The organism is Methylobacterium sp. C25 (assembly GCF_021352225.1).
Classification (GTDB): Bacteria; Pseudomonadota; Alphaproteobacteria; order Rhizobiales; family Beijerinckiaceae; genus Methylobacterium.
The window spans coordinates 195370-210043 of the sequence record NZ_JAAUVI010000005.1; the positions used below are offsets into that span (position 1 = coordinate 195370).

Sequence of the window (14674 nt, forward strand, 5' to 3'; positions counted from 1 at the left end):
CTAAGCGAGTATGGTTATCGTTCTCTATATTTCTCGATATTTCTAATTGTTTCCATGAACTTGCAGGAAACAGAGACCGGATCGAGAGCGCCAGTTGCCGGCCGTCGTCCAGTCAATTGGTAAACTTGATCGCTGCCGCAAAGCTTGCGTGCTCGTCGTCGCCGGACGGCACTGTCAGGATCGCACTTTCGCCGATGCATGAGTGTTCGACAGCAGACAGCCGGAGGCCTCTTCTGAAGTGCTGCGGCCTGCACAGGTCGGATCCGCAATCGCACCCAACTGCCACACTAGGATGAGTGTGGTGGTTGGTTCAGGCGTCGGATTTTTGAAGCCTGAATCCGGTCTCAACGCGCCTTCGTCGCGTCCAGCGCCCGACCAAGATCAGCCAGAAGATCCTCTTCCGCTTCCAGCCCGACCGAGAGGCGAAGCAAGCCGTTCGTGATGCCGGCCGTCGCGAGCGCCGCGGCATCCATGGCGGCATGGGTCATGGTCGGCGGGTGCGCGACCAGACTCTCGACCCCGCCGAGCGACTCGGCCAGCGTGAAGATCTGCACTGCCCCCACGAACGCGCGGACGGCTTCGAGGCCGCCGGCCAGTTCGAAGCTGAGCATTGCGCCGAAGCCGCCCTGTTGAGCCTTGGCGAGTTCATGATCCGGATGGCTCGGGAGGCCGGGATAGTGGACTCGCGCGACGGCAGAGCTGGCTTCGAGGAATGCGGCGATAGCGGCGGCGGTCTTCTGCTGCTGCTCCACACGGACGAAGAGTGTCCGGACGCCGCGCAGCGTCAGGTAGGCGTCGAGGGGCGCTCCCGTGATGCCGATCGTGTTGGCCCAGGAGGCCAACTCCTCACCCACGGCCTTGTCAGCGGCGACGACCGCACCGCCGATGACGTCGGAATGCCCGTTCAGGAACTTGGTCGTCGAGTGGACGACGAGATCGGCGCCGAGGCTGATCGGCTGCTGCAGGGCCGGCGAAAGGAAGGTGTTGTCGACGACGGCCAGGGCTCCGGCCGCCTTCGCCAAAGCGGTCGTGCGGCGGATGTCGATCACCCGCATCAGAGGGTTGCTGGGCGTCTCGACGAGCAGGATGCGGGGCTTTTGCGCGAGAGCCGCTGCCAAGGCGTCCTCGTCGGCCTGATCGACGAAGGCGACACGATAATGCCCGCGCTCGGCGCGCATGCTGAGCAGGCGATAGGTGCCGCCATAACAATCATGCGGCGCGACCAGGAGATCTCCGGGACGCAGGCTCGACAGGGCGAGTTCGAGGGCCGCCATGCCGCTCGACACCATGACGGCGCGTGCGCCTCCCTCGAGCTTGGCGATGGTGTCAGCGAGTTGGTCGCGGGTCGGGTTGCCCAGTCGGGAATAGTCGTAAGGGCCGGGCTTCTCGAAGGCAGGAAACTTGAAGGTCGTGGAGAGGTGGATCGGCGAGATCACCGCTCCGAAGGCCGTGTCCTGTGCGACGCCATTGGTCGCCGCAACGGTCCGCGCCGCGCGTTCCTTCGACATCGGAACGTCCTTTCACTCTGGAAAAACTGCTCTCGGCGATTCAACCGCCCCGCTGATCGCGTTCTGTAAACAGAACGATTTGGATGCACAACAGGACAGGCGTGCTGGAGCCGCAAGTTTCTTCGCGAGCCCGAAGCCGGCAGACTGCGAGGCTAGGACAGTCCAGGCAGCTGCGTCGGCAACTCGGCGCCGAGACAGCACTTCTTGTACTTCTTGCCGCTGCCGCAGGGGCACGGATCGTTGCGGCCGACATCCTTGAATGGGTTCTTGACCGGCTGGCCGGCTTCCTCCGCCGTCCAGGCGAGCTGTTTCACCGGATCGTCGAGATAACCATAGGCTTCGCCTTCGAAAGACTGGAAGCTCGGCGGTTCGGATGTGACCTGGCGGAGAGCGCGCCGGAACCACGGCAGATCGCTGAACTCGTCCGTGATGCGGCCGTCCTTCCGGGCGGCTTCGACGCGCGGAGCCAGATCGGGGAGGCCGAGATAGGCGATGGCCTGCTCCCAGCCAATCCAGGCAAGGCTCCCCTCGACCGCGACCCGGGCATCGTCGTAGCGGATGAGCAGAGCCTTGGCCCGCGCCGGTTCGATACGGCCTTCGCGAACGAGAAAACTCATGGCCGTGAAGGCGCTGGCAGCCGCCGCTTCGTAGACCGTGCTGTCGAGGATCAGCCGGAAGAGCGCGTCGGCATTGCCGTCGAAGCTGCTCGCCAGCACACGCGGCAGCGTCGTCGTGACGGCATCGCCCAAAAGGCCGTCGAGTGCCTCGTCGTCCTGGCGAAGGAAGCGCAGCAGCGGCGGGAAGAGACGGGCGTCGTTCGCGGCTGCGAGGGCGTGGACGCCCCAGAACAGCAGGTTCGCTTCGTCGTCGCTCGGCGCGTCCGGATCGTCGGCGAACCGGTCGACCACGCACAGCACGGAATCGGCCACGAGGTCTGGCTCTGCGACCGCGCGCTGGAGCGCTTCCCTCGGAAGGAACTTGGCTTCCGAGAGTTGTGCGACGAGAGCGTCGTCCATGGCGGCCTCCTCAGGCGCGCAGGGTTGCCCCGGTCTTCTTTGCTACCTCCGCGACGATCTTGGCGCTCACCGCCTCGATTTCGGCATCGGTGAGCGTGCGCTCGGTCGGCTGGAGCCGCACGGCGACAGCGAGCGACTTCGAGCCCTCCGGAATGCCCGCGCCCTCGTAGATGTCGAACACGTCGACGCCGGTGATGAGCTTCCGCTCGGCGCCCTGCGCTGCGCGGATAACGTCTGCCGCGGCGACGTCACGGCCGACCACGAAGGCGAAGTCGCGCGACACGGCCTGGAGGTCCGACAGGGCGAGCGCAGGCTTAACCTTGGTCGGCTTGTACTTCGGCAGCGGCAGCGCATCGAGGGTGATCTCGAAGGCGACGAGAATGCCCTTGAGATCGAGCGCCTTCATCGCCTTCGGATGGATCTCGCCGAACCAGCCGACGGGATTCTTGGGTCCGAACTGAAGAATCCCAGAGCGGCCAGGATGCAGCCATTCGGGGCCACCGGCCACGATCTGCAGGCCGCCCGTCTGGATGCCCAAAGCCGTCAGCAGCGCCAGCGCATCAGCCTTGGCCTCGAAGGCGTCGACGACGGGAAGCGTGCCGCTCCAGTGCCGGCCGGCGCCTGCGTGTCGGGCGGACCCGCGTCGCACGCCGGCGGCGCGGATCGTCTGGCCCTCGGGCTGATCGGTCTCGAAGCACTGTCCGACCTCGAACAGCGCGACGTCGCCGTAGCCGCGATCGGCATTGGCCTGGGCGCCGCGCAGCAGGCCCGGGACGAGGCTCGGGCGCATGTCGGAGAGATCGGATGCGATCGGATTCGCCAAAGCGAGATCCGGCCGGCCGCCACCGAACAGGAGTGCATCCTCGCGCCGGATGAACGACCAGGTCACGGCCTCGAAAAGCCCCCGGGTGGCCAGAGCGCGCTTGGCGTTGCGGGTGCGGCGCTGGAGCACGGTGAGCTTCGGACCCACCGCGCTCGTCTCCGGCCGCAGCAGGGGCTTCGGCTCGATCCGATCGAGACCGGCGATGCGGATGATCTCCTCGACGAGATCGGCCTTGCCTTCGACGTCGGGCCGCCAGGATGGCGTCAGCACGTTTACCCGGTCGCCGTTGCCGGCGACGTGGAAGCCGAGCGATTCCAGCGTCACCTTCATCTCGGCCCGTGACAGCTCGAGCCCGGCGAGACGCCGGACCTCGGTCCAGGGGAAGTCGATGACGTGATCGGTCTCGGGTGGCTCACCGGCGATGCTCGTCTGGCTAGCGGTGCCGCCGCAGATGTCGAGGACGAGGCGCGTCGCCGTATCGAGGCCCGGCAGGGTGAAGGCCGGATCGACGCCGCGCTCGAAGCGGTAGCGCGCATCGGTGATCACGCCGAGGCGGCGGCCGGTGCGCGCGATGTTGCGCGGGTTCCAGAGCGCGGACTCGATCAGGACGTCGGTGGTGGTCTCGTCGCAGCCGGAGGCCTCGCCCCCGATGATGCCGCCGATCGACTCGACGCCGTTCTGGTCGGCGATCACCACGGTTTCGGCATCGAGCCTGTGCGTGCGGCCATCGAGTGCCTTCAGCTCCTCGCCCTCGCGAGCCAGGCGAACCGTCAGGCCGCCGGCAACCTTCTTCGCGTCGAAGACGTGGAGGGGCCGACCACGGTCGAAGGTCAGGTAGTTGGTGATGTCGACGAGCGCGTTGATCGGGCGCAGCCCAATGGCGCGCAGGCGCGCCTGCATCCAGTCGGGCGACGGGCCGTTCTTGACCCCGCGCACGAGGCGCAGCGTGAAATAGGGGCAGAGATCGCGGTCCGCCCCCAGCTCTATGGCGAGCGGCACCGGGCAGACGCCATCCCCACGCAAAGCCGGGAAAACATCGCCCTTGAGGGTGCCGATCCCCGTCGCTGCAAGGTCGCGGGCGATGCCGTGGATCGAGGCGCAGTCGGAGCGGTTCGGCGTCAGATTGATCTCGATGACCGGATCGTCGAGTCCGGCATAGAGCGCGTAGGGCATGCCAATGGGTGCGTTGGCCGGCAGATCTAGAATGCCGTCATGATCCTCACCGAGGCCGAGCTCGGCGCCCGAGCAGAGCATGCCGCGGCTCTCGACGCCGCGAATGGTGCCGACCGACAGCGTGATGTTCTTGCCAGGGACGTAGGTGCCGGGCGGCGCGAAAACCGACTTCATGCCCGCGCGCGCATTCGGCGCGCCGCAGACCACCTGCAGCGGCGCCCCGTCGCCGGCATCGACCATGCAGACGCGTAGACGGTCAGCATTCGGGTGCTGCTCGGCGCTGATGACGTTGGCGACGACATACGGCTTCAAGGCCGCCGCCTTGTCCTCGATGCCTTCGACCTCGAGGCCGATCTTGGTCAGCATCTCGGCGATGGCTTCGAGCGACGCCTCGGTGTCGAGGTGGTCCTTGAGCCAGGAGAGGGTGAATTTCATCGGTGCAGTCTTTCGCGGACGCCAGGGCGGTCCGCCGGGGCTTCAGCCCCGGCCCGTGAGACGATCGTGGCTCAGGCCGTGAGGCCGCCGACGAGGCTCGGCACGTCGAGCGGCCGGAAGCCGTAATGCTCGATCCAGCGCACGTCTGCCTCGAAGAAGGGGCGCAGGTCCGGCATGCCGTATTTCAGCATCGCGAGGCGGTCGATGCCCATGCCGAACGCGAAGCCCTGGAACTGATCCGGGTCGAGCCCGCAATTCCTGAGCACGTTCGGGTGGACCATGCCGCAGCCGAGAACTTCCAGCCAGTCGGTGCCCTCGCCGAAGCGGATCTCGCCGCCCTTTCGCGAGCACTGGATGTCGACCTCGGCCGACGGCTCGGTGAAGGGGAAGAACGAAGGCCGGAAGCGCATGCCGACGCTCTCGACCTCGAAGAAGGCGCGGGCGAAGTTCTCCAGCACCCATTTCAGGTTGGCAATGTTCGCTTGGCGATCGATGACCAACCCCTCGACCTGATGGAACATCGGCGTATGGGTCTGGTCGGAATCATGCCGGTAGGTACGGCCCGGGATGATCACGCGGATCGGCGGCTCGACCGAGCGCATCGTGCGGATCTGGACCGGAGAGGTGTGCGTGCGTAGCACCTTGCGGCGGCCAAGATGGTCCGGCGCCAGGAAGAAGGTGTCGTGCATCTCCCGAGCGGGATGGCCCTCGGGGAAGTTCAGCGCAGTGAAGTTGTATTCGTCGGTCTCGATGTCCGGGCCTTCGGCAACCGAGAAGCCGAGATCGGCGAAGATCGCGGTGATCTCGTCGATGACCTGGCTGATCGGGTGGATCCGACCGCTGGCCTCCGGCGCCTCGCGCAGAGGCAGCGTGACGTCGATCCGCTCCGAGGCCAGCCGCGCTTCGAGGGCGGCGCCCTGAAGCGCCTCGCGGCGCGAACCGAGCGCCGTGGTGACGCGGTCGCGCAGGCCGTTGATGAGGGGGCCGCGCTCCTTGCGCTCGTCTGGCGTCATCGCGCCGAGCGTCTTCAGGAGCTCGGAGACGCTGCCCTTCTTGCCGAGTGCCGAGACACGGACCGCTTCCAGGGCCGCTTCGTCCGGGGCGGTGTCGATCTGGCCCATCAGATCGCGTTCGAGGCTGTCGAGATCGGTCATCTTTTGTCCGAGAGCGGCGGCTTTCGCGCGCTGCTTTCGCGCTTTGCGCGAAGTCGCGCAAGCGCGGCCAAAAAAGAAGGCGCGGCGCTGTCGAGCGCCGCGCCTTGTCAGCTCGATGAGCTCGGCTTGGGAGCTCAGGCGGCCTTCTTGGTCTCGGCCGGGAGCGCAGCCTTGGCCTTCTCGACGATGGCGGCAAAGCTCGCCGGCTCGTGGATGGCGATCTCGGACAGCGCCTTGCGGTCGACCTGGATGCCGGCCAGCGCGAGGGCGTTGATGAAGCGCGAATAGGTCAGGCCATGCTCGCGGACGGCAGCGTTGAGACGCTGGATCCAGAGGGCGCGGAAGGTGCGCTTCTTATTCTTACGGTCGCGGTAGGCATACTGCATGCCCTTCTCGACCGCCTGCTTGGCAATGCGGATCGTATTCTTGCGGCGGCCATAATAGCCCTTGGCGGCCTTCAGAACCTTCTTGTGCTTCGCGTGACTGGTCACGCCGCGCTTGACGCGGGCCATGGGAGATCTCCTCGGATTTCAGAAAAAAGCAGGTTCGCGGGAAGAAGGATCAGCGCTGGTTTGGCAGAAAGTACTTCTTCACGTTGACGGCATCGCCCTCGAACAGGGTCGTCGTGCCGCGCAGGTTGCGGATCTGCTTGTTCGTCCGCTTGATCATCCCGTGGCGCTTGCCGGCCTGGGCGTACATCACCTTGCCGGTGCCGGTGATCTTGAAGCGCTTCTTGGCGCCCGATTTCGTCTTCAGCTTGGGCATTTGGCTCTCCTGGCGCAAAAGGATGCCGACCGGTGTGACCGGCATTCCTGCGCGAATGATGCTTCTGGAAGCAACGGCAACCGCCACGGCAGCCCTAATCGGCCGGGCGGTTCGACGCGGGCCGGCTTATGACAGAAAGATTGCAGGGTTTCAACGCAGATCAGATCGCGATCGGCGACCGGCTGAATCGGCCTAGGCTTGTCCTGCCAGCGCCATGAACGCGTCGAAGCTGCCTGCGGCGTACGACACCCCGTCTTCACCCGTCTCCTCATGGTCGACGAAAACCACTGCCGGGTTCGCGGGATCGCTGCGAAAATCGAAGGCCCAGTAATTGCCGCCCGTGTCGTCCGCAAACGGAAACAGCCCCGCCGGATACCGGTCTTCCATGTGCCGAAAGCACTCCTCGACGGTGTAGGACGCATCAGATTTGGACAGGCTATCCGGCGGAAGGACGAGCAGAAGCACGCCGAAATTGATCTCGCCCTCGTCGGGCAGCACCAGGCCATCGGCGTCGAGTACCTGTCCCTGATGCTCGCGGACGATCTTCCAATAGAGGTCCGGTAATCGCGCTCCGGCCAGGGCTTCGAGCCTCGCCCGATCGGGCTCGCTCGGCCGTGCGAAGGCCGTCTGCAGATAGCGCTGCCACTCGCTCATCCGGGAAATCCACACCCAACGGCCAAGCCTGGGGAACCTTAAATCTCAGCCTACGGTTTCGTTCATGTTCGGCTCAGGCCTCGTGCGTAAATTCCCCAGCAACACATCGCTTCGTCCTGTCAAGGAGACGTATTCGTGCGCATCGCAATGGTTGCCCCGCTCGCTGAGGCCGTACCGCCCAAGTTCTATGGTGGTACCGAGCGCGTCGTTTCGTGGATCACAGAAGAACTGGTCCGCCAGGGCCACGACGTGACCCTGTTCGCCAGCGGTGATTCCGAGACCTCGGCCAAGCTCGCTGCTTGCCATCCGGAGGGTCTGCGCCTTCTCGGCTATCGTGATCACACCGCAGGTCACCTCGCGATGCTGCATCACGTGCATCGCCGGGCTCACGAGTTCGACATCATCCACTTCCACATCGATCTCTTGCAGTATCCGATGTTCGAGGATCTTTATCACAAGACCCTCACCACCATGCACGGCCGTCTCGACGTGCCGGACTTCATGCCGGTCTACAAGACCTTTACCGGCATGCCGCTGGTGTCGATCTCGGACAACCAGCGCGAGCCGATGCCGGAGGATTCCAACTGGCTGGCCACGATCCATCACGGCCTGCCGAAGGAGAATTGCCCGTACTACCCCGAGTCCAAGGGCGGCTACCTCGCCTTCCTCGGCCGCATCTCCCCGGAGAAGCGTCCGGATCGCGCCATCGAGATGGCGAAGCGTTCGGGCATCCCGCTGAAGATCGCCGCCAAGGTCGACAAGGCTGACCAGGATTACTGGGACGAGGTCATCGAGCCGATGATCCATCACCCGCTGATCGAGTACATTGGCGAGATCAACGAGGAGCAGAAGAAGGACTTCCTCGGCAACGCTCTCGCCCTCGCCTTCCCGATCGACTGGCCGGAGCCTTTCGGCCTGGTGATGATCGAGGCAATGTCGGCCGGCACGCCTGTGATCGCCTTCCGCAACGGCTCGGTTCCCGAGGTGATCAAGGACGGCGTCGGCGGCTTCGTGGTCGACAACATGGACGACGCGGTTGCTGCCTGCCTCAAGGCCAAGGACCTGCCGCGGGCCGGCGTGCGCAAGCACTTCGAGAGCCAGTTCACCGCCGAAGTGATGGTCAAGAAGTACGTCGCCGCCTACGAGCAGCTCCTCGCCAACCGCGGCAACGTCGTCGACCTGCCGACCGCCGGGAGCTTCTCGCCGCAATATGGCGAGGTGAATGGTTCGCCCCGTCCCTCGATCAACGTGGCAGCTCTGCCCGCTTGATGAATTCATCGGCGCCGGCCCCTCGCCGGCGCCGATTTATCGCCTAACTGACGTGTCCGAACTTGGCCGCCGGTTCACATCGGCGGCCTTTATGATTCGCGCCCCAGCGCGGACAGTCTCGGATCATCGCAGCAAAGGGCACTCGGCATGGCAGCAGACGAGGCAGCGGCGAAGGCCACGGTCATCCCCCGCGACGACGGCACGACCCGACCGCTCCACGGTTTCCAGGACGCCGACGAAGCTCTCCCGCAGTACCATATCGAGGCCCAGACCTCGCTCGTCGAACGGCCGCTGCGCTCCCTCAAATACGGCGAGGCCTTTGCGGTCCTCGACACCCACGGCGACATCGGCGTCTTTGCCGGACCCGACGGGATCTACTTCCAGGACACACGCTATCTCTCGCGACTCGCCTTCACCGTCGAGGATCAGCGTCCGCTGATCCTGTCCTCCGTGATGCAGGACGATAACGGGGCGCTCAGCGTCGACATGACGACGCCGGACATCCGGATCGACGCCCAGGACGAGACCTCGATCCCGCGCGAGCTGATCGCGATCGAGCGCACCAAGTTCCTGTTCAAGGGCACCTGCTACGACCGCATCGGTCTTCGCAACTACGACACCCGCCCCCGGACCCTGAAGGTCTGCGTGACCTTCGATGCCGACTATCGCGACCTCTTCGAGGTGCGCGGCACCAACCGCACCCGCTTCGGCAAGCGCACCGTCCAAGTGGCGAGCGAAAACCAGGTGCAGTTCCGCTATGTCGGCCTCGACGAGATCGTGCGCAGCACCTCCGTGCATTTCGGGCCGACCCCGAAGCGGATCGGGCCGGGCCGAGCCGAGTTCGAAGTGACGATGGAGCCGGGCGAGCACACCTCGATGTTCATTCGGGTGGTCTGCGAGTCGCACCGCGCCTTCACCAGCGTTCCGACCGCACAGCGTGCCGGCGAGGACGCTGCCGCCGCCCTCTCGCGCGCGGCCGGCAGTTCCGGCGGCGAGCGCTCGACCAAGGGCCTGTCAGAGGGCCGCATCTTTGCTCGCGCCTATCGCGACAACCGCCGCGACCAGCGTCAGCTGACGGCCGGCATCACGACGATCATCTCGTCGAACGACCAGTTCAACGAGTCGCTCTGCCGGGCAACGGCCGACCTCTACATGCTGGCGAGTCGGACCCAAGAGGGCATCTACCCCTTCGCCGGTATCCCCTGGTACTCAACCGTGTTCGGGCGCGACGGCATCATCACCGCGATGATGGCGCTCTGGATCGATCCGAATTTCGGCAAGGGCGTGCTGCGTTTCCTCGCCGCGACCCAGGCAAAAACCATTGATCCGGCCGCCGATGCGCAGCCCGGCAAGGTGTTGCACGAGACCCGTCGTGGCGAGATGGCGATGCTCGGCGAGGTGCCATTCCGGCACTATTACGGCACCATCGACGGCACGCCGCTCTTCGTCATGCTGGCCGCCGAATATTACGACGTCACGGGCGATCTCGATACGATCAAGCACATCTGGCCCGCGCTCGAACTCGCCCTCGACTGGATCGACACCTATGGCGACCGGGATGGCGACGGATTCGTCGAATACATCCGCGAGACCGAGAACGGCCTCGCCAATCAGGGCTGGAAGGATAGCCACGATTCGATCTTCCACACCGACGGAAGCATGGCCAAGGCGCCGATCGCGCTCTGCGAGGTCCAGGGCTACGTCTATGCCGCCAAGAAGGGAGCCGCGAAGCTCGCCGTCCTGACGGGCCACCCCGACCGGGCGATCAAGCTCGAGAAGCAGGCTCACGCCCTACGGGAGGCCTTCGACAAGGCGTTCTGGAGCGACGAGATCGGCACCTACGTGCTGGCGCTCGACGGCGACAAGCGGCAATGCGCCGTGCGCTCCTCCAATGCCGGCCACGCCCTGTTCACCGGCATCGCAAAGCCGGAGCGTGCGCAGCAGGTGGCGGACCAGCTCCTCTGCAACGACGGCTATAATGGCTGGGGCATCCGCACCATCGCCAAGGGTGAGGCGCGCTACAATCCGATGTCCTACCATAATGGGTCGATCTGGCCGCACGACAACGCCATGATCGCCATGGGCTTCGCCCGCTACGACCTGAAGGCAGAGGCTGCCCGCGTGTTCCAGGGCATGTTCGACACCTCGCTCTACCAGGATCAGAAGCGGCTCCCAGAGCTGTTCTGCGGGTTCATGCGCCGGCGGCAGCGCGGGCCAGTGAACTATCCGGTGGCCTGCTCGCCACAGGCCTGGGCGGCGGCGACGCCCTTTGCGCTGCTCGCCTCCTGCCTCGGCCTCGAGATCGTGCACGACAAGAATCGCATCCGCCTACGCAATCCGATGCTGCCACGCTTCCTCGATGCCGTGACGCTCTACAATCTGAAGCTCGGCAACTCGCGGGTGGACCTGCGTGTGCACCGGCATGGCGACGACGTCACCGTCTCGGTGGAGCGTCGTATCGGGGACGTGCAGATCTCGCTCCTGAAATAGACCCGGACAGACGGACGCCGCCGACCACACACGAAAACGCCGCCCCGTTCGGAGGCGGCGAAAACGTCGATCGACTGGACTGTGCGAGCCTTCGGCTCAGCGCGGCGCTAGGATCATGATCATCTGTCGGCCTTCGAGCATCGGCTCGCTCTCGACCTTGGCGATCTCCTGGGTCTCCAGCTTCACGCGCTCGAGGAGCCGCAAGCCGATATCCTGGTGAGCCATCTCGCGACCGCGGAAGCGCAGGGTCACCTTGACCTTGTCACCTTCCTCGAAGAAGCGATGCACCGACTTCATCTTGGTGTCGTAGTCGTGCTTGTCGATGCCGGGACGGAGCTTGATCTCCTTGACCTCGACCGTCTTCTGACGCTTGCGCGCCTCGTTCTGCTTCTTCTGCTCGAGAAAGCGGAAACGGCCGTAATCGAGGAACTTGCAGACGGGAGGAACGGAGTTCGGCGCGATCTCAACCAGATCGAGACCGACTTCCTCTGCCATTTCGAGGGCTTCGAAGAAGGGAACGACGCCCTTGTTCTGTCCGTCCTGGTCGATGAGCTGAACCTCACGGACGCCGCGGATGTCCCGGTTGGCGCGCGGCCCGTCCTTCTGCGGGGCCGGCATGGCTCTCATAGGTCTACGAATGGCTTTGATCTCCTGAAAAACGACGAAACGGCAGCCTCGAATCCGCCCTTGGCAGGTCCCGGCCACCCTGTGAACCGACTAAGCCGGTTTGCATCACCTTGGCAAAACCTTCCGACAAGTCAACTCGAACAACCCTGATCGGTTCATGGCCGCACGCATGGCAGCGATGGTTCGGCTAGGCCCGCAGCAGCCCTCGATAGACGTCGAGGGTGTCTGCGATCATGGTCTCGAGCGAGAATCGTGTCTCGACATGCGCCCTCGCCCGTAACGTCAGCGCATCTCTCGCGCTCGCTCCCAACGAGAGCAACTCGCCAAGCGCATCAGCGAGCGCGGCCGGATCGTGCGGTGGCACGCGCCATCCTGTGCGCCGGAACGCTTCCGTCTCCGGCGGTGCGAGCACGGTCTCCGGGACGGCGCCGATATCGGTAACGACTACGGGAGTTCCGAGCGCCTGGGCCTCGACCGCCGAGCGCCCGAAGGCCTCTGGTTCGACGGAGGGCACGGCGACCACGGCGGCCGCGCGGAAGGCTGCCGGCATGTCGCTGCAATGACCGACGCGGCGCACGATTCCGTCGAGCCCGCGCGCCGCGATTAGCGCATCGAGTTCGCGCTCATAAGTCGTGCGCCCCTGGGCGTCGCCGGCCAGAACCACGGCGATGTCCTTCAGGCCCCGGTCGCGCAGCAGCGCTGCCGCCTCGATCAGAACCCTTTGGCCCTTCCAGGCCGTGAGGCGCGCCGCGAGCAAAATGATGCGCTCATGTGGGGAAACGCCCCAGGACCGGCGCAGGGCTTCGACACGCGTGGCGGTAACAGCAGACGGATTGAAGACGGAAAGATCCGTCCCGCGATGGATCACGCGGACGCGGTCCTTCGCCTGGTCCGGATGGCGGGTCCGGATCAGGTCCGCTGTGTAGTGCGAGTTGGCGATGACCACGTCGCCACGCGCCATCACCGAGTTGTAGAGAACCTTAACACTGCCATGGCCGGAATAGCTTCCATGATAGGTGGTGACGAAGGGCAGCCCGAGATGCCGCGCGGCGCCGAGCGCCACCCAGGCTGGGGCCCGAGAGCGAGCGTGGATCAGGCTCACGTCCTCTCGTCTGCACAGCTTCGCAAGCTTGAGCACGTTGAGCGCCATCGCCGCTGGGTTCTTGGTGTTCGCGGGGAACGGGAGCCAGACGCCGCCCTTCGCCTGAAGCTCTCCGACGAGCCGGCCGCCTTCCGTCGCGACGAGGGCCCGTCCGCCTGCTGCGGCGACCGCTTCGGCCACGTCGACAGTCGTGCGTTCCGCACCGCCCGCATCGAGGCCGGGGATGATCTGCAGAATGGTGCGACCAGCAAGCGGCGCCGCTTCGCTTGGAAAGCTGCCGGCGCGGTTGGATTCGTTCATTGCGACGTCCCCGGCCGCCCGGCCTCTGCCGCAATCCGAACTCTTCGTCGGTCGCCGTCCATTCCAGTCTCGATCATTGCGTCAGGATCGCGTGCGCGCTTTAGGTTTCCGTAAACGAAGCCGAGAGATCGCGCGGCGCGCCACCGGCCGCTCGCAGGGAAAGATACGAGATGGCACATGACGAGGCGACCCAGACCGGTTCGCTCCGAGACGATCTGCCGATCGTCACGATCACGGTCGGAGCGGGCGCAGGGAGACGTGAGATCGCCGTGCGCATCCGGGCGGGTGAAGGGCGCCCGGTCGTCTGGCTCGGCGGCTTCCGGTCGGACATGCGCGCGACGAAAGCCACTGCGCTCGACGGCTGGGCCACGCGCCGCGGGCGGCCATTGGTTCGGTTTGACTACACCGGGCATGGTGAGTCCGGCGGCGTCTTTGCCGATGCTGTCGTCTCCACCTGGGTCGAAGACGCTCTCGCCGTACTCGAACGTTTCGCAGACGACCAGCCCGTCCTCGTCGGCTCCTCGATGGGGGGGTGGGTGACGTGCCTCGCTGTGAGGGAGAGGCTTAACCAGGGCCGCAGCGGTCCGGCCGGAATCGTGCTGATCGCGCCGGCTCTCGATTTCACGCACGACCTGATGTGGGAAGCCTTCCCCGAGGAGGTTCGTACCGAGATCGAGCAACGCGGAGTCTGGTATCGAGAGACGGCTTATGCGCCCGAGCCGTACCCCATCACGCGTGCCCTTATCGAGGATGGGCAGCGCAATCGCATGCTTGACGGACCGGTCGATCCTGGCTGCCCTGTTCACATCCTGCAGGGGATGAACGACCCGGACGTCCCCTGGGCTCACGCCCTGAAGACCGTCGATCGGCTTCCCGCCCAAGGCACTGTCCTGACGCTTATCAAGGACGGCGATCACCGCCTGTCCCGCCCGCAGGACATCGATCTGATGCTGCGGACGGTAGACGCTGTCGCCTGACGGGCTAGGAAACCCACCAGGCGACGATCGTCAGTGCAGGCTCACCGTGTGCAGATCATGCGCCATGGCGTTGGCCAGCGCGACGTCGCGGGAATCGGCAAGCAGGATCGGCGCGCCGCTCGCAGAAAGCAGAGCGAACAGATCGAGCCCCGGTGTCAGCTCAGGCGCCTGCGGAAAGAACTGGCGCACCTCATCCGAGCGGATCGGCCTGACATAGGCGATCTGACCTTCGCCGAGCGAGGCGAATTCGGTCGGGTTGAACTGCGGGACGGCGGTCGGGGTGGTGTCGAACTCGTTCATGGTGGCCCTCCGATTGGCAGAGCGTTCTCCGGGATGTGGTCCCGCCTCATTGCGGCGACAACTCCGGATGGGTGAAACGAT

General features: G+C 65.3%; 13 protein-coding genes. 3 read left to right on the forward strand and 10 right to left on the reverse strand.

All coding sequences use genetic code 11. The features are described 5' to 3' along the window. Window positions 1-344 precede the first annotated feature (344 nt). The 7 genes from metB to HCU64_RS15550 form a co-directional block, all read right to left on the reverse strand. Window positions 345-1508 carry a cystathionine gamma-synthase gene (gene metB, locus HCU64_RS15520; protein ID WP_233384967.1) on the reverse strand — a complete coding sequence of 388 codons (1164 nt, stop codon included), beginning with the start codon at window positions 1506-1508 and terminating at the stop codon, window positions 345-347. A gap of 152 nt (window positions 1509-1660) precedes the next feature. Next, window positions 1661-2524 (reverse strand): DUF1186 domain-containing protein, encoded by an 864-nt coding sequence (locus tag HCU64_RS15525; protein WP_233384968.1) that lies wholly within the window; start codon window positions 2522-2524, stop codon window positions 1661-1663. A 10-nt stretch (window positions 2525-2534) separates the two neighbouring features. After that, window positions 2535-4955: a phenylalanine--tRNA ligase subunit beta gene (gene pheT / locus HCU64_RS15530; RefSeq protein ID WP_233384969.1), complete on the reverse strand. Its 2421-nt coding sequence runs from the start codon at window positions 4953-4955 to the stop codon at window positions 2535-2537. A gap of 71 nt (window positions 4956-5026) precedes the next feature. Then, on the reverse strand, window positions 5027-6109 hold the full coding sequence (pheS, locus tag HCU64_RS15535) for a phenylalanine--tRNA ligase subunit alpha (RefSeq protein WP_233384970.1): 1083 nt from the start codon (window positions 6107-6109) through the stop codon (window positions 5027-5029). 134 nt (window positions 6110-6243) lie between these two features. Then, window positions 6244-6621 (reverse strand): 50S ribosomal protein L20, encoded by a 378-nt coding sequence (rplT, locus tag HCU64_RS15540; RefSeq protein ID WP_147047232.1) that lies wholly within the window; start codon window positions 6619-6621, stop codon window positions 6244-6246. Window positions 6622-6670: 49 nt separating this feature from the next. Continuing rightward, on the reverse strand, window positions 6671-6874 hold the full coding sequence (gene rpmI, locus HCU64_RS15545) for a 50S ribosomal protein L35 (protein WP_233384972.1): 204 nt from the start codon (window positions 6872-6874) through the stop codon (window positions 6671-6673). 192 nt (window positions 6875-7066) lie between these two features. Beyond that, window positions 7067-7528, reverse strand: a complete 462-nt coding sequence (locus HCU64_RS15550) for an SMI1/KNR4 family protein (protein WP_233384973.1) — start codon at window positions 7526-7528, stop codon at window positions 7067-7069. A gap of 135 nt (window positions 7529-7663) precedes the next feature. Between HCU64_RS15550 and HCU64_RS15555 the strand changes: the two genes are divergently transcribed. Beyond that, window positions 7664-8797 (forward strand): glycosyltransferase family 4 protein, encoded by a 1134-nt coding sequence (locus tag HCU64_RS15555; RefSeq protein WP_233384974.1) that lies wholly within the window; start codon window positions 7664-7666, stop codon window positions 8795-8797. A 147-nt stretch (window positions 8798-8944) separates the two neighbouring features. Beyond that, the gene (locus tag HCU64_RS15560; protein WP_233384975.1) at window positions 8945-11287 is read left to right on the forward strand and encodes an amylo-alpha-1,6-glucosidase; all 2343 of its coding nucleotides are present in this window, start codon (window positions 8945-8947) and stop codon (window positions 11285-11287) included. Window positions 11288-11383: 96 nt separating this feature from the next. Here the strand turns inward: HCU64_RS15560 and infC are convergent, their stop codons facing one another. Both infC and HCU64_RS15570 read right to left on the reverse strand, forming a co-directional pair. Beyond that, window positions 11384-11905, reverse strand: coding sequence for a translation initiation factor IF-3 (gene infC, locus HCU64_RS15565; RefSeq protein ID WP_233384976.1), 522 nt, complete (start codon window positions 11903-11905; stop codon window positions 11384-11386). A gap of 196 nt (window positions 11906-12101) precedes the next feature. Next, complete coding sequence (locus tag HCU64_RS15570; protein ID WP_233384977.1) at window positions 12102-13316, reverse strand: glycosyltransferase family 4 protein; 1215 nt, start codon at window positions 13314-13316, stop codon at window positions 12102-12104. A 170-nt stretch (window positions 13317-13486) separates the two neighbouring features. Between HCU64_RS15570 and HCU64_RS15575 the strand changes: the two genes are divergently transcribed. Next, entirely contained in the window at window positions 13487-14293 is an 807-nt protein-coding gene (locus HCU64_RS15575; protein WP_233384978.1) for an alpha/beta hydrolase, read from the forward strand. Between the two features lie 30 nt (window positions 14294-14323). Here the strand turns inward: HCU64_RS15575 and HCU64_RS15580 are convergent, their stop codons facing one another. Beyond that, window positions 14324-14593: a DUF1150 family protein gene (locus HCU64_RS15580; RefSeq protein WP_233384980.1), complete on the reverse strand. Its 270-nt coding sequence runs from the start codon at window positions 14591-14593 to the stop codon at window positions 14324-14326. Between the last annotated feature and the right edge of the window lie 81 nt (window positions 14594-14674).